The organism is Aequorivita sp. CRS11 (assembly GCF_059693805.1).
Genome location: NZ_JCATIG010000001.1, coordinates 77,996 through 99,631 on the forward strand (window position 1 = coordinate 77,996; position 21,636 = coordinate 99,631).

At 39.1% G+C, this 21,636-nt stretch carries 22 protein-coding genes; 17 read left to right on the plus strand and 5 right to left on the minus strand.

Features of this window, described 5'->3' with window-relative positions; translation table 11 throughout:
- The 10 genes from AC58DT_RS00335 to AC58DT_RS00380 all read left to right on the plus strand — a co-directional run bounded on the left by AC58DT_RS00335 (position 1) and on the right by AC58DT_RS00380 (position 12,395).
- A complete protein-coding gene (locus AC58DT_RS00335; RefSeq protein ID WP_062618898.1) occupies positions 1-690 on the plus strand; it encodes an LOG family protein in 690 nt (229 codons plus the stop codon).
- Positions 691-707: 17 nt separating this feature from the next.
- Positions 708-1,952 (plus strand): T9SS type A sorting domain-containing protein, encoded by a 1,245-nt coding sequence (locus AC58DT_RS00340; protein WP_497214747.1) that lies wholly within the window; start codon positions 708-710, stop codon positions 1,950-1,952.
- Positions 1,952-4,762, plus strand: a complete 2,811-nt coding sequence (locus AC58DT_RS00345; protein ID WP_497214748.1) for a gluzincin family metallopeptidase — start codon at positions 1,952-1,954, stop codon at positions 4,760-4,762. Before AC58DT_RS00340 ends, AC58DT_RS00345 begins: the two co-directional genes overlap by 1 nt.
- A 51-nt stretch (positions 4,763-4,813) precedes the next feature.
- The gene (locus AC58DT_RS00350; RefSeq protein ID WP_497214749.1) at positions 4,814-5,038 is read left to right on the plus strand and encodes a hypothetical protein; all 225 of its coding nucleotides are present in this window, start codon (positions 4,814-4,816) and stop codon (positions 5,036-5,038) included.
- Between the two features lie 98 nt (positions 5,039-5,136).
- Positions 5,137-7,551 (plus strand): alpha-ketoacid dehydrogenase subunit alpha/beta, encoded by a 2,415-nt coding sequence (locus AC58DT_RS00355; RefSeq protein ID WP_497214750.1) that lies wholly within the window; start codon positions 5,137-5,139, stop codon positions 7,549-7,551.
- Between the two features lie 66 nt (positions 7,552-7,617).
- Complete coding sequence (locus tag AC58DT_RS00360; RefSeq protein ID WP_497214751.1) at positions 7,618-8,139, plus strand: hypothetical protein; 522 nt, start codon at positions 7,618-7,620, stop codon at positions 8,137-8,139.
- A gap of 435 nt (positions 8,140-8,574) precedes the next feature.
- Entirely contained in the window at positions 8,575-10,242 is a 1,668-nt protein-coding gene (gene asnB / locus AC58DT_RS00365) for an asparagine synthase B (protein ID WP_497214752.1), read from the plus strand.
- Between the two features lie 197 nt (positions 10,243-10,439).
- Positions 10,440-11,258, plus strand: coding sequence for a hypothetical protein (locus tag AC58DT_RS00370; RefSeq protein WP_497214753.1), 819 nt, complete (start codon positions 10,440-10,442; stop codon positions 11,256-11,258).
- Positions 11,259-11,564: 306 nt separating this feature from the next.
- Positions 11,565-11,927: a helix-turn-helix domain-containing protein gene (locus AC58DT_RS00375; RefSeq protein WP_497214754.1), complete on the plus strand. Its 363-nt coding sequence runs from the start codon at positions 11,565-11,567 to the stop codon at positions 11,925-11,927.
- Positions 11,928-12,005: 78 nt separating this feature from the next.
- Positions 12,006-12,395 (plus strand): hypothetical protein, encoded by a 390-nt coding sequence (locus AC58DT_RS00380; protein WP_497214755.1) that lies wholly within the window; start codon positions 12,006-12,008, stop codon positions 12,393-12,395.
- Between the two features lie 26 nt (positions 12,396-12,421).
- On the opposite strand, the gene AC58DT_RS00385 is transcribed toward AC58DT_RS00380, so the two are convergent.
- Complete coding sequence (locus tag AC58DT_RS00385; RefSeq protein ID WP_497214756.1) at positions 12,422-13,261, minus strand: 1,4-dihydroxy-2-naphthoyl-CoA synthase; 840 nt, start codon at positions 13,259-13,261, stop codon at positions 12,422-12,424.
- Positions 13,262-13,393: 132 nt separating this feature from the next.
- On the opposite strand from AC58DT_RS00385, the gene AC58DT_RS00390 reads away from it, so the two are divergent.
- The 6 genes from AC58DT_RS00390 to AC58DT_RS00415 all read left to right on the plus strand — a co-directional run bounded on the left by AC58DT_RS00390 (position 13,394) and on the right by AC58DT_RS00415 (position 17,101).
- Positions 13,394-14,512, plus strand: coding sequence for a C1 family peptidase (locus tag AC58DT_RS00390; RefSeq protein WP_497214757.1), 1,119 nt, complete (start codon positions 13,394-13,396; stop codon positions 14,510-14,512).
- 73 nt (positions 14,513-14,585) lie between these two features.
- Positions 14,586-15,038, plus strand: coding sequence for a hypothetical protein (locus AC58DT_RS00395; protein WP_497214758.1), 453 nt, complete (start codon positions 14,586-14,588; stop codon positions 15,036-15,038).
- Between the two features lie 116 nt (positions 15,039-15,154).
- Complete coding sequence (locus tag AC58DT_RS00400) at positions 15,155-15,388, plus strand: thioredoxin family protein (RefSeq protein WP_497214759.1); 234 nt, start codon at positions 15,155-15,157, stop codon at positions 15,386-15,388.
- A gap of 50 nt (positions 15,389-15,438) precedes the next feature.
- Positions 15,439-16,158 carry a hypothetical protein gene (locus AC58DT_RS00405; RefSeq protein ID WP_497214760.1) on the plus strand — a complete coding sequence of 240 codons (720 nt, stop codon included), beginning with the start codon at positions 15,439-15,441 and terminating at the stop codon, positions 16,156-16,158.
- Between the two features lie 2 nt (positions 16,159-16,160).
- A complete protein-coding gene (locus AC58DT_RS00410) occupies positions 16,161-16,424 on the plus strand; it encodes a DUF2024 family protein (RefSeq protein ID WP_497214762.1) in 264 nt (87 codons plus the stop codon).
- 68 nt (positions 16,425-16,492) lie between these two features.
- A complete protein-coding gene (locus AC58DT_RS00415) occupies positions 16,493-17,101 on the plus strand; it encodes a MarR family winged helix-turn-helix transcriptional regulator (protein WP_497214764.1) in 609 nt (202 codons plus the stop codon).
- Here AC58DT_RS00415 and AC58DT_RS00420 read toward each other — a convergent pair.
- Entirely contained in the window at positions 17,098-17,928 is an 831-nt protein-coding gene (locus AC58DT_RS00420; protein ID WP_497214765.1) for a CvfB family protein, read from the minus strand. The two genes, AC58DT_RS00415 and AC58DT_RS00420, sit on opposite strands and share 4 nt — an antisense overlap.
- A gap of 86 nt (positions 17,929-18,014) precedes the next feature.
- Here AC58DT_RS00420 and AC58DT_RS00425 point away from each other — a divergent pair, with 86 nt between their 5' ends.
- Positions 18,015-18,419: a hypothetical protein gene (locus tag AC58DT_RS00425; RefSeq protein WP_497214767.1), complete on the plus strand. Its 405-nt coding sequence runs from the start codon at positions 18,015-18,017 to the stop codon at positions 18,417-18,419.
- Here AC58DT_RS00425 and menD read toward each other — a convergent pair.
- From menD to AC58DT_RS00440, 3 genes are read right to left on the minus strand one after another with little or no spacing between them, the layout of a single operon-like run.
- Positions 18,414-20,078: a 2-succinyl-5-enolpyruvyl-6-hydroxy-3-cyclohexene-1-carboxylic-acid synthase gene (gene menD, locus AC58DT_RS00430; RefSeq protein WP_497214768.1), complete on the minus strand. Its 1,665-nt coding sequence runs from the start codon at positions 20,076-20,078 to the stop codon at positions 18,414-18,416. The two genes, AC58DT_RS00425 and menD, sit on opposite strands and share 6 nt — an antisense overlap.
- Before the next feature lie 32 nt (positions 20,079-20,110).
- Entirely contained in the window at positions 20,111-21,178 is a 1,068-nt protein-coding gene (locus AC58DT_RS00435) for an isochorismate synthase (RefSeq protein WP_497214769.1), read from the minus strand.
- Entirely contained in the window at positions 21,178-21,603 is a 426-nt protein-coding gene (locus AC58DT_RS00440) for a PaaI family thioesterase (protein WP_497214771.1), read from the minus strand. Before AC58DT_RS00440 ends, AC58DT_RS00435 begins: the two co-directional genes overlap by 1 nt.
- Positions 21,604-21,636: the final 33 nt, after the last annotated feature.

Sequence of the window (21,636 nt, forward strand, 5' to 3'; positions counted from 1 at the left end):
ATGAGAGACGAACAAATACCTAAAAACTGGAATCAAGTAAAAACAAATGACTCTTGGGCCATCTTTAAAATCATGGGAGAGTTTGTGGGCGGATATGAAAAAATGAGTCGTATTGGGCCGTGTGTTTCCATTTTTGGATCTGCCCGTACCAAACCAGACCATAAATACTACAAACTTGCAGAAAGCATTGCTAAAAAGATTACTGAAAATGGTTACGGCGTTATAACCGGCGGAGGACCGGGAATAATGGAAGCGGGAAATAAAGGCGCCCATTTAGCCGGTGGGACCTCGGTGGGATTAAATATTACACTTCCTTTTGAACAACACGACAACCCTTACATTGACAGCGATAAAAGTATCGATTTTGATTACTTTTTTGTAAGAAAGGTTATGTTTGTAAAATACTCCCAGGGCTTTGTTGTAATGCCCGGAGGCTTTGGAACCTTGGATGAATTTTTTGAAGCCTTAACCCTTATCCAAACACACAAAATTGATAAATTCCCGCTAATACTTGTTGGAACAGAATTTTGGGGAGGTCTTTTTGAATGGATAAAAACAACCCTTCTGGAAGCCAATAACAACGTAAGCGCAGAAGATTTGGATTTGGTGCATTTAGTTGATTCGGAAGACGAAGTGCTTCAAATTTTAAATGATTTTTACAACGAGTACAATTTAAGTCCGAACTTCTAATTTTTTAAAATTTCAGAATGCTTAAAAATATATTGACATTGGTTTTTTTTATTGTTTCGCTCTGCGTTAGCGCGCAAGGAACCATTAAAACAATGTTTTACAACTTACTTGAATTTCCCTCTGCACAACCCAACAATAGGGAACAGATTTTAATGGAAATCCTTAACGAATATGAACCAGACCTTTTTATGATTTGCGAGCTGGAAAGTGAGTATGGCGCCGATTTAATTTTGAATACTTCCCTAAACGATGAAGGTGCTAATTATTTAAGGGCTCCTTTTGAACCTAGCCACTCTGGCGATCCAGACCACCAACAAATTTTGTTTTACAGAAAAGGTATGTTTTCTTTGGAAGCTTCCGCAGTTATTCCCACGCAAGTGCGCGATATAAATCATTATACACTAAAGCTCAGTACTGCAGATCAACAATCAGACCCTATTTTTATTGAAGTTTTTGTAACGCACCTTAAGTCGAGCCAAGGAAGCAGTAATCAAACATTGCGGTTAGATATGGTGAACCAGTTTACCAATAGATTGGAAACTTTGGATCCCAATTCATTTGTAATTTTTAGTGGTGACTTTAATTTTTATACCGCAAGCGAACCAGGATACCAAGAATTATTGGACCCTACAAACGCTATTGTGATGGTTGACCCCATTGACCGTCCGGGCTCTTGGAACAATAACATTAATTTTCAGGATATACATTCACAAAGTACGCGAATAAGTTCTGGTCCATTTGGTGCAGGAGCTGGCGGCGGACTTGATGACAGGTTCGATTTTATTACCGTTTCAGAAAACATGCTCAGCGACCCGAAATTAAAATACATAGAAGATACTTATAAGTCTTTCGGAAACAACGGCAATTGTTTTGACAACAGTATAAATAGCCCAGACTGCACGGGAGATTTTAGTCAAGCATTGCGCGAAAATCTTTACAATATGAGCGATCACTTGCCTATTGTGATGAATCTGGAAACAAATAAGGAAATTGTTTTAAGCAACGATGACTTTTTAACCCAAACTTCTATTTTTATTGAAAATACAATGGTTTCTAAACATCTCAATATTCAAGTGGGGCCAAACTTTCCGAAAAATATTACGTTTGAAATTTATAACACGCTTGGACAGAAACTTTTGGTATTTAATTCAGAAACATCCCAGCATCTTTCAATTGACGTTAGCCAACTCACCAATGGAGTGTATTATTTAAAAACAGACCTTCCAGCCTCACGAATGCTAAAATTCCTCAAAACTTCTTGATGCCCAAAAGGATACTATATTTACTCTTTCTTTGTTTGGCAATCCAAGCAGCGGCGCAGCACACTGTAAATATTGACGCTACACTGGTGCCGATAAAAAAAACGCTTTCAATTAAGCAGGAAATAACCTATAAAAATACATCAGCAGATACCTTAAAAGAACTCTACCTCTTTGATTGGGCCAACAGTTTTTCGACAAAAACGAGTCCTCTGGGGCAGCGGTTTGCAGAAAACTACAACAGCTCCTTTCACTTTGAAAAAGATGAGGATAGAGGAAAAACAACCATAGAAAAAATATATGGAAATACTCAAGTTCCGTTACAATGGCAGCGCGGCGATGATGTAGATATTTTAAAAATTATTCCAGAAAAACCATTGCTGCCAAACGATAGTTATACTTTCAGTTTAGAGTATGCGGTTAAACTTCCCGATAGTAAATTTACGCGGTATGGAGTAGATAAAAATGGTGATTACAAGCTTAAATATTGGTACATATCACCTGCGGTTTATAATGGTGAATGGCAGGTTTACAGTAATAAAAATACAGACGATTTATTTTTAACACCATCGGAGTTTTCGGTAAAACTACATCTTCCAAAGAATTATACGATTGTTTCAGATTTGAATATAATTGAGGAGAACATTTCACAAAACACAAAATCAATTACTCTCTCGGCCGAGAAACGAACTAACATAACTGTTTACCTCGAAAAGAATTCAACATTTGAAACTATCGAGACAGACAAACTGAAAGTAATTACCAACTTGCAGAATAGTAAGGTGAACCCACCGGTACAAGCTTTAATGATTGATAGGATCGTGCATTTTTTGGACGAAAGGCTTGGCCCTTATCCTTTCGAGAAAATGGTTATCAGTGAAACCGATTATAAAACCAATCCAGTTTACGGCCTAAACCAACTGCCGCGTTTCATCAGCCCATTTCCCGATGGTTTTGAGTATGATATGGAACAGCTTAAAACCATCACAAGACGCTATATTGACAATACGCTGATAATGGACTCCCGCGATGATTATTGGCTTCAGGATGCATTGCAGATTTATTTGATGATGGAATATGTGGATACCTATTATCCTAAAATGAAGATAATAGGCAATCTTAGCAATTGGTGGATAATCCGTTGGGCGCATGCAGCAGAACTTGAATTCAATGACCAATACCCTATTCTGTATTTGAATATGGCGCGTAACAATATTCACCAAGCATTGACTACGCCCAAGGATTCTTTGCTGAAATTCAATATGAATATTGCCAATGGTTATTATGGCGCAACGGGTTTACGATATTTAAACGATTATTTGGGCGCTGGTATTTTGAACAGCAGTATAAAAGAGTTTTATGCTGAAAATAAATTGAAATCCATTAAATCATCTGATTTTGAAAGCTTTCTTTCAGAAAAAACCGAACTTCCCATAAATTGGTTTTTTGAAGATTTTGCCGATACCCGCACTACAATTGATTTCAAAATAAAAAGGGTAGTAAAGCAAGGAGATTCTTTAAAGGTATTCATAAAGAATAATAGAGAAAATGAATTGCCCATATCGCTTTACGGTCTTAACAAAGATGAAATTGTCTATAAAACCTGGACAAAACCTGTAGACAGCATAAGCACGGTAACCATTCCTGCAAAAAACATTCGAAAATTAGCCCTCAACTATGAAGGCAGAATTCCCGAATACAACAGAAGAAACAATTTTAAAACCGTTAATGGCCTTTTAAACAAACCGTTGCAATTCCGGCTTTTCCAAGATGTGGAGGATCCAAATTATACCCAGTTTTTCTTTATGCCAATTTTTGAGTATAATCTTTACGACGGTATTTCGGCAGGATTGCGGCTATACAATAAAACAGTATTGCCCAAGGCAGTGCATTATAGTTTGGAACCACAATTCGGTTTTAGATCAAAAACCCTTGTGGGGAGTGCTTCCATAAGCTATACCCAAACTATGGACCAAGGAAATCTGTATGCCATGCGCTATGGTTTTTCCGGAAACTACTATTCCTATGATCGCGGTCTTTTTTACAAACGCTTTACACCCTACATCACTTTCGCTTTCAGAAATGATGATTTAAGAGACAACGAAAAACAATTCATCAACCTTCGGAATGTGAATGTATACAGAGATGAAAACCCCAATGACCCAGACCAAGAGCCCAATTACAGCGTTTTCAACATGCAGTATGTATATTCCAACCCCAATCTTATCAACTATTTTAGGGGCGTTGCTGATTATGAGATTTCCTCAAAATTCAGTAAACTTTCCGTAGATCTAGAATATCGTAAGCTTTTTTTGAGCAACCGTCAATTGAACCTTCGCTTCTATGCAGGAGTTTTTCTGTTTAATGATACCCGTGAAGACGAAGATTTTTTCAGCTTTGCTCTGGACCGTCCAAATGATTATCTTTTTGACTATAATTATTACGGAAGAAGTGAGGACTCCGGACTTTTCAGTCAACAGCTCATCATAGCCGAAGGCGGTTTTAAATCTCAATTGGAACCGGCCTATGCCAATAGTTGGATAACTACCGTGAATGCAAGCACCAATATTTGGAAATGGATTTATGCCTATGGCGATGTAGGTCTTGTTGGGAACAAAGACCGTGGAGTCAATGCTGTTTTTGACAGCGGAATCCGCGTAAGTTTGGTAGCCGATTATTTTGAGGTTTATTTCCCGATCTACTCAAACTTAGGTTTTGAACCAAATCTGCCACATTACGATGAAAAGGTAAGATTCATTATTACTTTAAGCCCGAAGACCTTACTGGGCCTTTTCACACGAAGGTGGTACTAATGATTAAACCAATTTATAATATACTATTTCAACAACTCCACGACTATAAAAATGCAATTACTAAACAACTGGCGCATCATTATACTTCTCTGTCTAACTTTGGGTCTTGCCCCTTTTCTACCTGAACCACACATTTGGGGCAAAATAAAATGGATTGCAGGCGGTGCCGAAGGAATGCAGGGAGCCGACTGGTTTGATGTTTTATTGCACGGTTTTCCATTTATTCTATTGCTTAGGTTGTTGATTATTAACGTAGTTCCCTCAAAAAAAGATTAAACTGAAAATCCATCGGTCTCCAAAAACCAGCTGTGGATAACTAAGCATTGCGAAACACCCTCAATTTCGCTATTTTTGAAAAACTAAAACCCATTGAAATGCAGACAGACCCAAAGACCAACGGCGAGATTTCCTTTGACGATTTCAAAGAAACAGTTTTAAACGATTACAAAATAGCTGTAACCAGCCGTGAGTGTAGTCTGTTGGGGCGCCGTGAAGTACTTACCGGAAAAGCAAAGTTTGGAATTTTTGGCGACGGAAAGGAAGTGCCGCAACTAGCTTGGGCAAAGGCGTTTCAAAATGGAGATTGGCGCAGTGGTTACTACCGCGACCAAACCTTTATGATGGCTATTGGCAAACTTACCATCGAGCAGTTTTTTGCAGGGCTCTACGCCCACACAGATTTAAAAGCTGACCCCATGAGCGCCGGCAGACAAATGGGCGGCCACTTTGCAACCCACAGTTTAAACGAGGACGGCAGTTGGAAAAACCTTACCCAACAAAAAAATAGCAGTGCCGATATTTCTCCCACAGCAGGACAAATGCCCCGTTTATTGGGCTTGGCACAGGCTTCCAAAATTTTCAGGAACGTAAATGGCATTGAAAACAAAACCAATTTCTCAATCAATGGTAACGAAGTTGCTTGGGGAACTATAGGAAATGCCAGCACCAGTGAAGGTCTTTTCTGGGAAACCATTAATGCTGCGGGCGTATTGCAAGTTCCAATGGTAATGAGCGTTTGGGACGATGAATACGGAATCTCTGTTCACGCGAAATACCAAACTACCAAAGAGAACATTTCAGAAATATTAAAAGGATTCCAGCGCACCGAAGAAGAAGATGGCTATGAAATTATCCGGGTAAAAGGATGGGATTACCCAGAACTTATTGAGGTTTACAACCGTGCATCAAAAATTGCGCGTGAAGAGCACGTTCCTGTTTTAATTCACGTACAGCAATTAACTCAACCACAGGGCCACAGTACCAGCGGCTCCCACGAACGTTACAAAAGTAAGGAACGCTTGGAATGGGAAGCAAAGTACGATTGCAATCTTAAAATGCGTGAGTGGATGATAGCAAGCGATATTGCAACCGAAGAACAACTTGCTGAAATAGAAAAAGATATTAAAAAGAAGGTGCGCGACGGAAAGAAAGCTGCTTGGGAAGCTTTCGTAGCTCCTCAAAAAAAAGAGCAGGAAGAGGCAGTTTTATTACTGGGGAATTTAGCCGAAAATAGTGCAAACAAAAATTTCATTGTAAAAATAAAGAATGAACTGGCATCTGAAAAAGAGCCTCTACGTAGAAATATCCTCGCTTCAGCACGTAAAGCATTGCGCTATGTAGTGGGGGAAAATTCTTCCGAAAAGAAACAACTTCAGGATTGGATCGAGAATTACTTCGAGACCATTCAACCTAAATACAGCGCCCACCTTTACAGTGAAGCAAAAGAAAATGCCAAGACCATAAAAGAAGCCCTTCCCTCTTACGCAAACGATGCCGAGGAAGTGGATGGAAGGGTAATTATCCGTGATAACTTTGACGCCATTTTCAGTAAACATCCTGAGGTATTAATCTTTGGTGAAGACAGTGGCGAAATTGGCGATGTAAACCAAGGCCTCGAAGGAATGCAGGAAAAATATGGCAAGCTACGTGTAGCCGATGCCGGAATTCGCGAAGCCACCATTCTGGGCCAAGGAATTGGGATGGCAATGCGTGGCCTCCGCCCAATTGCAGAGATTCAATATTTGGATTACATTTTATATTGTCTTCAAATCATGAGTGACGATTTGGTAACCGTTCGTTACAGAACAAACGGCACCCAAAAAGCCCCTTTAATAGTCCGTACCCGTGGCCACAGGCTGGAAGGTATTTGGCACAGTGGCTCGCAGATGGCAGGTTTGATTCATTTATTGCGCGGAATGTATGTTCTAGTACCTCGCAATATGACCAAAGCTGCGGGTTTTTATAATACGTTATTGGAAACAGACGAACCCGCATTAGTTATTGAATGCTTGAACGGGTACCGTTTAAAGGAAAAAATGCCAAACAATCTTGGCGAGTTCAAAACCCCTATCGGCGTTGTGGAAACTATTAAGGAAGGAACCGATATTACTTTGGTTTCCTACGGAAGCACATTGCGTATAGTAGAAGAAGCTGCCAAGGAGCTTCAGCAAGCTGGTATAGATGCCGAAATTATTGACGTACAGTCCCTTCTTCCCTTAGATATCAACCATGACGTGGTAAAAAGTGTAGCAAAGACCAATCGCCTACTAGTTATTGATGAGGATGTGCCAGGAGGTGCTTCAGCTTATATTTTGAACCACATAATGGAAGTGCAGGGTGGTTATAAGTTTATGGATAGCAAACCCCAAACGCTTTCGGCGAAAGACCACCGTCCACCCTATGGCACTGATGGTGATTATTTCAGCAAGCCTTCCGTGGAAGATGTTTATGAAAAGGTTTATGAAATTATGCACGAAGCAAACCCCTCTGAGTTTCCCAAGTTAAGATAACGCTAAAGTCCTGTTATTCTTCCCCTAAGCTCCGTATCTTATAGCATATTTAAAAAAAATATGACTATGAGAAAAATTACTATACTACTATTAAGCTTTTTAATAAGTACAATCACGTATTCGCAAGATGTTAATAATAATGTTCGCTACATACCAGAATCACAAGTTCCACAATCCGTTTTGGACCGTCAGGGAGAATTATTTCCTACCAACTTTGTTTCCGAATGGCAGGTGCAAGAAATGGACGGGATGCAGGATGCGCAAAACATCGGCTATATTGCCAAATTTGAAGAAGACGGCCGTCCGGGTTTTTCGGCTTCCTACCTTCCTAATGGTATTCTGATCTTCAATTCTGAATTTATGCCCAGTGAAATTATTCCCGCAGAGGTTAGGCTGAAGGTAGATAAGGAGTATAAAGATTATACCATTCGCCATGCAGACTTTATAACCTTTTACAACCCGAAACGTGAGATCTATATGATAAAACTATTAGATGACATTAATGTTATGTACGCGTTTTATAATACTGCGGGCAATGAAATTCCCAAAGATTCCCTTCCTGCGGAAATTTTATTATTAATGAATTAAAGAAGAATAAATCATTCAATACTATAAATAGATACAATACAATTCAGTGTAAAATCATAAAATATTGCACTTTACCGAATATTCAATAGTTTAAACTATTAATTACCATTTATTCAATAAATATTTGGAAGTCTGCAATTAATTACTTTAAATTAGCAATTCAATTATAAAATATAACAAGTTTATGTCCTTCATCAGTTTAAATAATAATAATAACGAGCTGCCGTAACAAAAACTTGTCGCGATATATAGCCCGTCAGGTTTTTTACCTGGCGGGTTTTTTTTTACATCCCCTTGCCCCCTTCAAAAAGGAAATTATCAAAATTCATTTTGAATTTTGAAGGCAAACTCCCTCCCTTTGAAGGGAGTGCTGGGAAGAGATGTCAAACAGAGTAACTATTAACCATTAACCATTAACCAAATAACTTTTCAATTATGTGTGGAATTGTATGTGCATTCAAACTTAAAGAGCCCTCAGAGGCTCTCAGACTTCAGGTGTTGTCAATGGCAAAATGTATCCGTCACCGCGGACCGGACTGGAGCGGAATTTTCAGTAACGACAAAGCTATTATGGCACACGAGCGGCTTGCGATAGTTGATCCCACTTCCGGAAAGCAACCGCTTTTCAGCAGTGATGGTAATCTGGTTTTGGCCGCCAATGGCGAAATCTATAATCATATGGCGCTCCGAAAGCAATTCAAGGATTATGAGTTCCAGACCAAAAGCGACTGCGAGGTAATTCTTCCTTTATATAAAGAGAAAGGTGCCAGCTTCCTCGATGAAATGAACGGCATTTTCGGCTTTGCACTCTACGATATTGAAAACGACAACTACTTTATTGCCCGCGACCACATGGGCATTATTCCACTATATATCGGTTGGGACCAAAACGGAACCTTTTACGTAGCTTCCGAATTAAAAGCTTTGGAAGGCGTCTGCACAAAAATAGAACTTTTCCCGCCCGGCCATTATCTGGATAGCCGTGAAGGCGAGCTGAAGCGCTGGTACTCCCGCGATTGGATGGACTATGAAAACGTTAAGGACAACGCTACCGAAATCGCCGAACTCCGCAAAGCCTTGGAAGCAGCAGTACACCGTCAATTGATGAGCGATGTGCCATACGGAGTTTTACTTTCCGGCGGCTTGGACAGCAGCATCACTTCCGCAATCGCAAAAAAATATGCCGAAAAACGTATTGAAAGCGAAGACACCGAAGGCGCTTGGTATCCACAGCTTCACAGTTTCGCTATCGGACTTGAAGGCAGCCCCGATCTTGCAGCAGCGCAAAAAGTGGCAGATCATTTAAAGACCGTTCACCACGAAATAAAATTTACCATCCAAGAAGGCATAGACGCCATTCGCGATGTGATTTATCATCTTGAAACCTATGATATAACCACCATCCGCGCCAGCACACCTATGTATTTAATGGCCCGCGCTATCAAGGCAATGGGTATAAAAATGGTTCTTTCGGGTGAAGGAGCCGATGAAATTTTTGGCGGCTACCTCTATTTCCACAAAGCCCCCAATGCAGAGGAATTCCACAAGGAAAACGTACGCAAGTTGGACAAACTACATATGTACGACTGTCTCCGCGCCAACAAATCCCTAGCCTCTTGGGGAATTGAAGGCCGTGTACCCTTTCTCGATAAGGAATTTATGGACGTAGCCATGCGCATAAACCCGCAAGACAAAATGATAAACGGCGAACGCATGGAAAAGTGGGTATTGCGAAAAGCCTTTGAAGACATGCTCCCCGAAAGCGTTGCCTGGCGACAAAAGGAACAATTTAGCGATGGTGTGGGCTACAGTTGGATAGACACCCTAAAGGAAATGGTAAACGAAAAAGTAACCGATGAGCAATTGGCAAACGCCAAATACAAGTTCCCCATCCAAACCCCCACCAGCAAGGAAGAGTTCTATTACCGAAGCATTTTTGCAGAACATTTCCCCAGCGACACCGCTGCACTAAGCGTGCCCAGTGTACCCTCGGTGGCGTGCAGCAGCCCCATTGCATTGCAATGGGATGCCAGCTTTAAGAATATGAACGACCCAAGTGGCCGGGCAGTTAAAAATGTCCATACAGATGCTTATGCAAAATAGTAAGTAGTAAGAAATTAAAAACGCCAGCGAAACACATAGCTGGCGTTTTTTTTTTGCGCTTTCCACAACCTTTCGTTGATAACTTCCTGAAACCTATTCTTTAACAACTTGGGTTTTGGGGTATATTTGAAGGGAAACCATAAAATTTGTTATAAGAATAAAGGCTATATGGTTTTTATCCAAATGTTAGGCAAATTATGAAAAGACCCAAGAAAAATAGCATTGATTTATATATCGATCTGTTGACTGCTAATTTTTCGAAAATCAATAATTTTCACCTTTTACAAGAAACCGAAGAAGGCAAACATCTTTTCGATTTAATAGTAAAAACAAATGCGGATTTAAATAGCTTACAAGGCCTTTTTTTAAATTATTACATTCCAGCAGCAAATAAATCCATCGTTGAGAGTTGGAGTCAAATCTCAAAATCGACATACAAACATTTGTTAAATCTGACGAAGGATGATTTGAAAGATAATCTTTACGAAACAATTAGACTAGGTTACGTAGGTCTATTCCATAAATACGAAGCTTATCTAAAAGCTCTAGTAAAGGCAACAGATTTTTTGTTGCAAGAAATAAATGATATGAGTGATTTATTAAGTATTAAGGATTATTGCAAAAAAGAATTCGGAATTGATATTTACAAATCACACCATCACTTTTATATAACCAGCCGTATAAGTTATATATCTAACTGTATCAAACATTATGATAGCCACCCAATTAAAAAACCTATTCACCAAGATTTTATAAATTCGGATAAATCTAAAAAAATTGAAATTTCAAAGGAATGTTTTAAAGCAGATATTGAAGATATGAAAAAGCACTGTGAACTTTTACTATCCCAAATAATGATTATAGGTTTTAAACAAATATTAGATCACGAATTTTATAAATCAAAGGATGAAAATTTATTAAATAATGATATCAAAGAAAAATACTTGAAAGCATTTGGGAATTTTCAATTAGTATTATCAGATTTTATTAGACCGAAATCATACTTCTCCAGCTAACGCCCCTGTACAACATATACCAAAGACCTAAACCTCACCTCACACACAAAACTTTCATATTTTCACCCCATACTTTCACAAAGCAGCTTCTTACTTTCATATTTAATACAATAACTTTCATAAAATACTTTTATATTTTAAATTTTACATTTATCATTTTAACTTTCTATTTTTATACTTTCATATTATAATATTAAACTTTCATATTTTCTTTTCATCTTTTCAAATTTTCTTTTCATACTTTCAAAAACACCCTTGCAACTTTCCAAATAAAACAATAATTTAGTAAAACAAAACCCAAGCAGTATGATAACACTAAACCTAGAACAAGTATTCAAGGCCCGTGGCATAGACAAAGGCTATTCATTTATGATAAAACACGGCATATCAAGCAGCGCAGCGGGCAACCTACTCTACAGAGCGCCCCGCGGCATCCTCTTAAAACATATAGAAATACTTTGCAAGCACCTAGTCTGCGAACCAAGCGATCTCTTCGCCTACACCCCAGAAAAAAATGAGACCCTAAACGAGAACCACCCCCTACAAAAACTCATCCGCGACCAAGCAGAGGCCAACCTAAAACAAGCCATCAGCAACCTAAGCTACCAAGAGCTCATAGCGATTACAAAAAACATAAACGATCTCAAAAAAGAAGACAAATCACATTAATTTTAAAAAACAGCCTTAAAATAATAATTAAAACTTCCGTATATTTAAGAAAACTAACAAATACAAAGCACTATGGGCATGTTTCACTATTACGAATTCAAAGAATCAGAAGTCTTCATCTTTGATAATTTCCTTGTGAACCAAATCAAGGAAGGTGTTACTGTAATCCCGGCCCACAATGACAAACTGCGCAAAGTGGTGGACGAACATTTTGCAAACAAAAAAATGGTCTATATCTCAAATAGATATTTTAACTACGCAGTAGATCCCCTAACCTATCTCGAAACCTCAAAAATCCACAACCTCGTGGCTATGGCTATAGTGGCTGATACAACAATGGCAAAATCAAACGCCAAATTGGAAAGCATGTTCTACAAAAAGAAATTTGAAATCTTCGATACCCTAAGCGAAGCAATGGCCTGGGTTCAAAAAGAATTGGTAGATAGCGAAATTCCCAAAGAAAGTTAACTTAAAATCGACAACACATGTGAACCCTAAGGCAACCACTTCTTATCAAAATTAGGTTTCCGCTTTTCAAGAAACGCATCCCGCCCCTCTTTCGCTTCGTCCGTCATATAGGCAAGGCGCGTAGCTTCACCCGCAAATACTTGTTGCCCCACCATACCGTCATCGGTAAGGTTCATGGCAAACTTCAGCATCTTAATGGAAGTTGGGCTCTTCGCAAGAATTTCCTGCGCCCATTCAAAAGCGGTGTCTTCCAATTCATCGTGCGGAATCACGGCATTCACCATCCCCATCTCAAAAGCCTCCTGCGCAGAATAATTTCTTCCGAGGAAAAAGATTTCACGAGCCCGCTTCTGCCCTACCATTTTAGCTAAATAAGCACTTCCGTAGCCACCGTCAAAACTGGTAACATCGGCATCGGTCTGTTTAAAAATAGCGTGTTCCTTGCTCGCCAAGGTTAAATCGCAAACCACGTGCAGACTATGTCCGCCACCCACAGCCCAACCCGGGACCACACAAATAACGGCCTTCGGCATAAAACGAATTAACCGTTGTACATCAAGAATATTTAAACGGTGGTAGCCATCATCACCCACATACCCTTGGTGGCCACGCGCTTTCTGGTCGCCACCGCTACAAAAACTAAACACCCCATCTTTCGAGGAAGGTCCTTCGGCAGAAAGCAAAACCACACCAATGGAAGTATCTTCTTGTGCATCGTGAAAAGCATCCAGCAGTTCGGCAGTGGTTTTAGGCCTAAAGGCATTGCGTACATCAGGTCTGTTAAAAGCAATACGGGCCACGCCATTTGCCTTTTTATAGGTTATATCGGTATATTTTTTAGCTGTTTTCCAGTTGGGTGAAGACATAATTATTATTTTAGCGTAAATATATGAAATCAAAATATTAAATAAAGCAATGTCCCGCTCGAGCGCAGTCGAGAGGTCATTCTAACTTGTAACTTAAATAAGGTCTCGACTGCGCTCGACCTGACATAAACAATGAAACATTTACTTTTCTTCTTCATAATACTTTTCACAGTAACACTTTCCGCTCAAGAAGCCTATAAATTTACAACCATTACAGACCTTGAAACTACTCCCGTTATAAGCCAAGGCATAACCGGAACTTGTTGGAGTTTTTCTGCTTCATCATTTTTAGAGTCTGAAATTATTCGTCTTACAGGAAAAAATATTGATTTAAGCGAAATGTACCAGGTGCGAAACACCTACCCGTTAAAAGCTGAAAACTTTATTATGCGCCAAGGAAAAGCGCAGTTCAGTGAAGGTGGCTTAGCGCACGATGTAATGAATTCCGTAGAAAAATATGGTTTGGTACCCGAAGCGGTTTTTGATGGTTTGGATGCTGGAGAAACAACCCATAACCACGCCGAAATGGTTGCAGTTTTAGAAGCAATGCTGAAAACATACGTGGACAATCCCGGAAGAAAACTGAGCAAAAAATGGCGCGCTGCAATTGAAGGGGTACTGGATGCCTATATCGGGAGAAACGTAACCAACTTCACTTACGAAGGGAAACAATACACGCCACAAACCTTTTTGTCAATGACCCAAATACAGCCTGCAGATTACGTGAACCTTACCAGTTTTACCCACGCTCCATTTTATTCAAAATTTATCTTGAACATCCCGGACAATTGGAGCAATGGCAGCTTTTATAACATTCCGTTGGATGAAATGATGGCTACTATTGATAATGCTTTGGAAAACGGCTTTACTGTAGAATTGGACTGCGATGTGAGCGAAAAAACCTTTTCCTCAAAAGATGGCGTAGCGGTTATTCCGCAAGAAACGAAAAATAATATTAAAGCCTTGCAGGGCGTTTACCCAGAAAGAAAAATCACACAGGAATACCGTCAGCAAGAATTTGAAAACTATGATACCACTGACGATCACTTAATGCACATAACCGGAATGCTCCGCGACCAAAACGGAACAAAATATTACAAAGTAAAAAACAGTTGGGGAACAGACGAAACGCGCGTAGCCAACGGCGGATATGTATATTTTAGCGAGGCCTATATGCGCTTAAAGGCAATAAGCATTACGGTTCACCAAGATGCAGTACCTAAAAATACCGCCAAAAGCTTGAGTTTATAATAACCAATCTTTCGCAACGTTTTGAATTTAGATTGGGTTTAAACTTGGCCTAACTTTTGTTACCTTTGTCCTGATGAAAAAATTGCTATTTCTTCTTTTTCTATTTCCACTGATCGCCTCGGCACAGTTGGATTTTGAGTCCAATAAACTAAAATTGGACTTTGTAAACTTGCCAGAAGTTGAAAGTTTAATGAGCACTTCGCTACTACCTTCCAATTCAGGCTTTTCGAAAAAGATTTCAAGCAAGCTTCCTTCATTTAAAATGAATAAAAACAATTATCGGGAACCGGTAAGTATGTATGATGCGATGGCAGCTAGTGAAAACTACGTGAAATCTGACATTCAAATTTCTTTAGACCCTAAAGAATATGGTGTTTATGGCAATAGCAGTTACAATGCTGACGGTTCAACCAAAGTAAAGAATATTGCTTACAAAGACGCTTCCCGTGGTTTTCTTTTTGCCGACTCCTGTCCTCCCTACGGCGTGTGCCCCCGCTGCGCTCCGTACCGTATAAACGGTTATTAATAATTTATGACTTTAGTGTTAAGATATAAATAAAATCAATTTTATTTTATTTAGTTAGGATTCCTTACTATATTTGCTAAAGCAATATTGCTGTTAAACTTAAATCCTTATTAATTATGAAAAAGTCTGTTTTTTATCACGCGGGTTGTCCCGTATGCGTAAACGCCGAAAACGAAATTCTCGAATTGTTGGATCCCGCTACGGTTGAGGTGGTTCATCTTGGTGAGCAAAAATCACAAATTCCACAAGCCGAAAATGCAGGTGTAAAATCCGTTCCAGCATTGGTTACTCCTACTGGTAATGTGTTACACATTAACTATGGCGCCTCTATGGCCGATTTAAAAAATTAATTAACCATAAAGGTTTTCTACTGAAAGCCTTTGTATTTAAATAAACAAAGATGAAAAGATCAATATTTATAATAGCAACACTTTTGCTGGCAACTATTGCCCACTCACAAAATTCAGAATATGGTAATGATGATTTAAAAATTATAAAAGCCGAAGTTACATATCATGCTGGTTTAGATGTCTTAGTTTGGGAAATAACGGTAGCCGGAAATGCAGGCGCCACTACTCCAAGTCCTGCCGGTAAAATGAACGGAGCTCCTGTCTTGGGATATGTTTTCCCTACTTCGTTAAAGTCTACAGATGTTGGGTTCAGTGAAACTGATGGAATTGTAGCCTTGGCCCTTACCTCCCACCCAGATTTTGATGACACTCCACTATGGGACGAGAATATGGATAGTAAATATGACAATGATGGTGTAATCTGGCATCCACATTGGGTTGTTTTGGTTGAAGATAAAAGAGTTGAAGGAGGACTTGCTGTAAAGCAGTTTAAAAAAGACGATTCAACGGTAAAACTGCCACCCACCAACCCTGGAATGCCAATGTATATGGACTCTCCCGGCTATGGGGTCAAGGCAATAAACAATACTATTAAAGTTGTGGTTCCAAAATACAGAATGAACAATCAAACCAGTTTCAATTATGATGGCGTCGCTGCGTATATGCAGGTAAATACTGAAAATATGGACAAGCCAATGCTTGGCGTGTATAAAGTTTACAGTGTAGCTAGCGGTAATTTATCATTACCTTATACCGTTAAAAACAATTGATTATGAAAATAGCAGTTTGGGACACTTATGTGGAAAGACATAATGGATCGCGAATGCATTTCGATATTTTAGTTTGTGAAGAGATGCGGGATGAAAAGCGAATTTATGGTTACGGTAAACAGTATTTAGATAGCAAACCGTTTAAAACTGAAGCATTCAATTCAAAAAGATGTAATTTTTGTCATATTGAAAACGCAACGCCAGAAATAGAAGCAGCAGTCCGCGATAAAGGTTTTTATATTTTGGAAATGGAAAACTGTGCCTAAAAGATTTGAAAAAGTAATTAGGAATACTAACTTTGCCTGTTAGGGTATACCCCCTAACAGGCTTTATTATGGAAAAAAGTGTTTTCGATACTTCCTTTCAGCAAGAAAGTGTGAGCAATAAAATAGTAGTTGGTCTTGAACGGATTTCAGAAGTTTTCCGAACACTTCTTTGGGCCGAAGCAAAAAAATCTGGCGTGAGTCCAATACAGATTCAAATACTAATTTTTATTGCCTATCACAAAAGTTCACTTTGTACAGTTAGTTATCTCGCTAAGGAATTAGATGTTACAAAGCCCACCATCAGTGATGCCGTGAAATCGTTGGAGCAGAAAAAATTAATTTTAAAGGATTATTCAAAAGCCGACAGCCGAAGTTATTTAATAGCTCTCTCGGAAAAGGGAAAAGAATTGGTTACAGTAACCGAAAATTACGCAAATCCGCTAAAAAAACAGTTTGACACTTTTGATGCAGCCCAACTGGAAACTGTTTATGAAACCATTGTAAAGCTTATTTACAATTTGAATAAAGCTGGAATAATCAGCGTGCAGCGGATGTGTTTTGCCTGTAAATTCCACGCAAAACAAGCTGGGGGCGATTATTGCGAATATCTTCAAAAACCATTAAAAACCGAAGCCATTCGCGTTGACTGCCCCGAATTTGAAGAAAAACCTAACTAAATCAGTTCTATTCCGTCCTCTTTAATTACAATCTGCTTGTCTTTATAAAGCGTTCCGATTGCCTTTTTAAAACTCTTCTTGCTCATCCCCAACATATTTTTTATTGTGTCAGGGTCTGATTTGTCGTGAATAGGCAAAAAACCTCCGGCAGCTTCCAATTCTTCCCGAATAAAGTTTGCATTAGGCTCAATGCTTTTATAACCTGGGGTTTGCAGAACGATATCAATCTTATTGTCGGGACGAATTTTTTTAATGAAAGCCTTCATCTTATCCCCAGTGCGAATGTCTTCAAAAATATCTTCAATATAGATCAATCCTTTGTGTAGCCCATTAACTATAACATTTGCGCCTTTTTCGGTTAAATGCGTAACCAATATATCTACTTCCTGAAAAGGTTCTACGGTCAGGGTTTCATTCTGAAGAAAGTGATTCGTCTTACTGCTGCCCACCAAACGGTTGGTTTTTTCATCAATATATAAATAGACAATGTACCAATTGCCCTTTTTCATAGGGCGGGCCTGCTCCTTAAAAGGAACAAAAAGCTGCTTTTCCAAGCCCCAGTCCATAAAGGCGCCATATTCGGTTACGTCGCTGCAGTGTAGATATCCAAATGTATTTAATTGCAGAAAAGGATCCAGCGTTGTGGCAATAGGTCTTTCTTCGTTGTCAAGGTAAATAAAAACGCTAATCTCATCGCCTATTTCATATTCATCTGGTTTGTATTTATGTGGTAAAAGCACCACGTTTTCATCACCATCACCCAAATATAGACCTGGTTCGGTTTCCCGAAGAATCTCCAAAGTATTGTAATCACCTAATTTTATCATAGTGGCAAAGGTACTGTATTCTTGTCAAAAAAAAATTAGCAACACGTATATACAAATTAAACTTAAAATGTAAATTCACACTGAAAATGGAAAAAATTGCTCCACATAACCTTCCTTCAGGTTTTCAGTTAAAGAAAAAACTGGAAACAGATATTGGCGTTATTTATTTTTATGATACGGTTGTCGTTTTTGAAGCAAAAGAAGGCATTGTTATGTCATATAAAACCGGATTTTCCATTTTGTTGAAAGGCCTTAACTACCTTGGTTCCAAACGCTGGGTGTATATATCAAACCGTGTCCATTCTTACTCTATCAAACCCATGGACTACAAATACCTTAACAAAGTACCTACATTACGCGCCGTGGCAGTTGTGAATTATAGTGAAGTGGGACACACCAATGCAGAACTAGAATCCAAGTTCTGCAAGAAACCATTTCATATGTTCGATAATTTATCGGAAGCCGTTATTTGGGCAAAAGGGTATTTATAAAATAAACTTGAAATAATCCAAAAGCACTTTATCATTTACATTCGAAGGTGTGAAAATTTCCAGCAAAGCAGGCTCTTCCTTTATATTGAAAAATTTTTTTAGTCTTATCTCCAAGTCTTCTTTTGCGTGAATTGTTTCGTATTTAAAACCATACATTTCCGAAAGCTGTTTTGCGCTTAGGTTGTGTTTTGTTTCAAAATATGTATCAAAAAGCTGTGTGTTCTTTTCGCCAGGCAGGATTCTGAAAATACCACCGCCACTATTGTTCACAACTATTACTTTGAAATTTTTTGGGATATAATTATTCCAAAGCGCATTGCTGTCATAGAAAAAACTAAGATCGCCCGTTATGAAAACAGTAGGCAGTTTTGAAGCGTAAGCCGCTCCCACTGCAGTACTCGTGCTTCCGTCTATTCCACTGGTGCCTCTATTGCAGAAAACTTCGGCAGAAGGTGGAATCTCAAAAAGTTGGGCGTAACGAATCGTTGCGCTGTTGCTCAGTTGCAACTGAATATTTTGTGGAAGGTTGTGGAATATTTCACAAAAAACAATAAAATCCGAATAGGGAATTTCGCTTTCGTATGCTTGGTGCCGTTGCAATCTGTATTGTTTTGTTGCAAGCCAATGTTTTTGGTAATCACTTTCAACCGCAGTTGTCTTCGGAAGAAATTTCACAAAGAAATTATTGACAGTAGTTTTGAAATGGTGCGTCAATACAAAATAAGTATCAAAGGCTTTTTTGGTATCTACGTGCCAATGCTGTTTTGGGGGAAAACTGCGCAAAAATGCTTTAATTTTTTTTGAAACCACCATTCCGCCAAAAGTGAGGAGAATATCTGGTTGCAATTCTCTAAAATCTTCGTCCCTTAAGGGCGCGATAAGTTGGTCTATGGCTGTGATGAAGCTTTCATTATGAAGGTTGGAAGTGGTTTCGGTCAGTACCAAAACACTTTCATCCTTGGCCAGTTGTTCCACAAAACGCTGTTCCACACTATTTGGAGGTAAAACACCCACTAAAATCATTTTACGTTTGCTTGGGTTCCATTTGGATAAAAAAGGTTCCAAATCTTCCTCTAAAATTTCTCTATCCAAACGTGCCGCTACATTTTGCGGCCAGACCATTTGGTTCTCCGAAGTGTGGTATAGAGGTTCGGAAAAGGGAATGTTTAAATGAACGGGGCCGTTCAGCTCGATTGCCGTATTTAAGGCAACATTTATTTCGGTTTCATTTTTAATCTGAAAGTCATCACCTTCAATGCAATTTGCACTGTAAAGAATGTGGTTTTCAAAAACATTTTCCTGCCTGATAGTCTGCCCATCGCCAATATCTATATAGTTTTTAGGCCTATCTGCCGAAATGACAACTAACGGAATATCGCTGTAAAACGCTTCGACAACCGCGGGATAATAATTGAGCAAAGCCGAGCCAGATGTACACACAACGGCAACGGGTTTTTTTAGTTGTTGCGCAATTCCCAATGCGAAAAAGGCGGCGCAACGCTCATCTACTATGCTAAAACATTTGAAATCTGGATGTTCTCCAAAACTAATGGTAAGTGGGGCATTGCGCGATCCGGGAGAAATAACTATATGGTCTATACCCTTGTCCAAACATAATTGAACAAGCGTTTGTGAGAGAATCTTATTTGAGAATTTCATGCTTCGCAAAGGTACAAAGACGCCGAAAATTATTACAGCATAGGCTGCAATACTTGCAGCATGGTCTGCATTTTATTTTGTGTTTCCTGCCATTCGTCACTCGGTTGCGAACCAATAGTAATGCCACCACCCACAAAAATACGGGCAGTGTTGTTTTCTATTTTCATACAGCGTAGATTTACCATTAGCGAGGCTGTTGCTCCATTTTCTCGTATGGGCCCTAAAAATCCAGTATAAAATTCGCGGTCGTAGCTTTCATTTTCATGGATAAATTCCTTGGCAAATTTTTGTGGTGTACCGCAAACGGCGGGTGTAGGATGAAGAGCAGCAGCTATTGTAGTCAAGGTAGCTTTTCCATTTTTTAGAATTCCAGTTATATCTGTGCGCAAATGCAATAATGAGCCAGCTCTATGGGTATGTGGATTGGAAACTTTCAAAACCGAAGTTACACGTTGCAAGCTATTGGTTATAGCATCTGTTACCAATTGCTGTTCATCAAGCTCCTTTGGGCCCCAAACCACCGGTACTTTATCAGTTAAAGGCTGTGTGCCCGCCAATGCCATTGTTTTAAAAGAATCCTTTTCTACCTGTACTAAAGTTTCTGGTGTGGCACCGCACCACAGTCCTGTCTGCGGGTGATACCAAATATATCGAAAAGCAGTAGGGTATATTGAGAATAATCGATTTAGAAGTAATTCAACCGAAAAGTCCTTTAAGGGAAATTCCTTAAAGCGGGAAAGAACAATTTTGTAAGCTTTTCTTCTTTTAATCTTTTCAATTGTTTTAGCCACCTTTTCTGAGTATTCTTTTTCTTCCGCAGCATTTTTAGCAATTAGGGTTTTAGCTGATTCATTATCAGAATTTAATATTTCACTCTCAATTTTTTCGGAAACATTTTCAGGAATAAAAAGCGCATTGCCATCATATTCAAAAGGTGCCAAAACAAAACCGTTCTGAGTCATTTCTGTTATGGTAAAACGTGTTTGATCTTTTTGAAGCAAAGCGAAAACTTTCTCTTCTAGTGGTAAGGAATAAACCACAAAGGGCAAGTTTTCTTTTAGTTGTTTTGAAATTTTTTCGGTCAGTAGGCTAAAGTCCATTATTGGTGTTTGGGTAAGGTAAGGGTGGTGAGTTTTACGAGCGAGACAAGAGCACCGTCTTCGTTCAGTATTTTTATCTGCCAAAGCTGGGTTGTTCTTCCTTTGTGAACAATGTTAGCGTGGGCATAAACATAGCCATCACGGACGCTTTTTACGTGGTTGGCTGCAATTTCAATTCCACGGATTACGATATCTTTGGTATTCAAAAACATAAAAGCCCCAGCACTACCAACACTTTCTGCCAAAGCCACAGAAGCGCCGCCATGCAACACACCATCTGGTTGGTGAACCTTAGGGGTTACAGGCATTCGGGCTACTAAAAAATCTTCGCCTACTTCGGTGAATTCTATCCCCAAGGTTTCCATCAGGGTATTTTGGCACATTTTATTGCACGCTGCCAAAATTTCATCATTGGTGTACTTCATTGTATTGGTTTACATTTGTAAAAATACAAAATT

Coding starts and splice junctions, on each gene's coding strand:
- AC58DT_RS00340 (WP_497214747.1), top strand. CDS start 708: ATGCTTAAAAATATATTGACATTGGTTTTTTTTATTGTTTCGCTCTGC.
- AC58DT_RS00355 (WP_497214750.1), top strand. CDS start 5,137: ATGCAGACAGACCCAAAGACCAACGGCGAGATTTCCTTTGACGATTTC.
- AC58DT_RS00395 (WP_497214758.1), top strand. CDS start 14,586: ATGAAAAAATTGCTATTTCTTCTTTTTCTATTTCCACTGATCGCCTCG.
- AC58DT_RS00440 (WP_497214771.1), bottom strand. CDS start 21,603: ATGAAGTACACCAATGATGAAATTTTGGCAGCGTGCAATAAAATGTGC.
- AC58DT_RS00420 (WP_497214765.1), bottom strand. CDS start 17,928: ATGATAAAATTAGGTGATTACAATACTTTGGAGATTCTTCGGGAAACC.
- AC58DT_RS00400 (WP_497214759.1), top strand. CDS start 15,155: ATGAAAAAGTCTGTTTTTTATCACGCGGGTTGTCCCGTATGCGTAAAC.
- AC58DT_RS00335 (WP_062618898.1), top strand. CDS start 1: ATGAGAGACGAACAAATACCTAAAAACTGGAATCAAGTAAAAACAAAT.
- AC58DT_RS00435 (WP_497214769.1), bottom strand. CDS start 21,178: ATGGACTTTAGCCTACTGACCGAAAAAATTTCAAAACAACTAAAAGAA.
- AC58DT_RS00390 (WP_497214757.1), top strand. CDS start 13,394: ATGAAACATTTACTTTTCTTCTTCATAATACTTTTCACAGTAACACTT.
- asnB (WP_497214752.1), top strand. CDS start 8,575: ATGTGTGGAATTGTATGTGCATTCAAACTTAAAGAGCCCTCAGAGGCT.
- AC58DT_RS00405 (WP_497214760.1), top strand. CDS start 15,439: ATGAAAAGATCAATATTTATAATAGCAACACTTTTGCTGGCAACTATT.
- AC58DT_RS00385 (WP_497214756.1), bottom strand. CDS start 13,261: ATGTCTTCACCCAACTGGAAAACAGCTAAAAAATATACCGATATAACC.
- AC58DT_RS00350 (WP_497214749.1), top strand. CDS start 4,814: ATGCAATTACTAAACAACTGGCGCATCATTATACTTCTCTGTCTAACT.
- AC58DT_RS00360 (WP_497214751.1), top strand. CDS start 7,618: ATGAGAAAAATTACTATACTACTATTAAGCTTTTTAATAAGTACAATC.
- AC58DT_RS00425 (WP_497214767.1), top strand. CDS start 18,015: ATGGAAAAAATTGCTCCACATAACCTTCCTTCAGGTTTTCAGTTAAAG.
- AC58DT_RS00410 (WP_497214762.1), top strand. CDS start 16,161: ATGAAAATAGCAGTTTGGGACACTTATGTGGAAAGACATAATGGATCG.
- AC58DT_RS00380 (WP_497214755.1), top strand. CDS start 12,006: ATGTTTCACTATTACGAATTCAAAGAATCAGAAGTCTTCATCTTTGAT.
- AC58DT_RS00370 (WP_497214753.1), top strand. CDS start 10,440: ATGAAAAGACCCAAGAAAAATAGCATTGATTTATATATCGATCTGTTG.
- AC58DT_RS00345 (WP_497214748.1), top strand. CDS start 1,952: ATGCCCAAAAGGATACTATATTTACTCTTTCTTTGTTTGGCAATCCAA.
- AC58DT_RS00375 (WP_497214754.1), top strand. CDS start 11,565: ATGATAACACTAAACCTAGAACAAGTATTCAAGGCCCGTGGCATAGAC.
- menD (WP_497214768.1), bottom strand. CDS start 20,078: ATGAAATTCTCAAATAAGATTCTCTCACAAACGCTTGTTCAATTATGT.
- AC58DT_RS00415 (WP_497214764.1), top strand. CDS start 16,493: ATGGAAAAAAGTGTTTTCGATACTTCCTTTCAGCAAGAAAGTGTGAGC.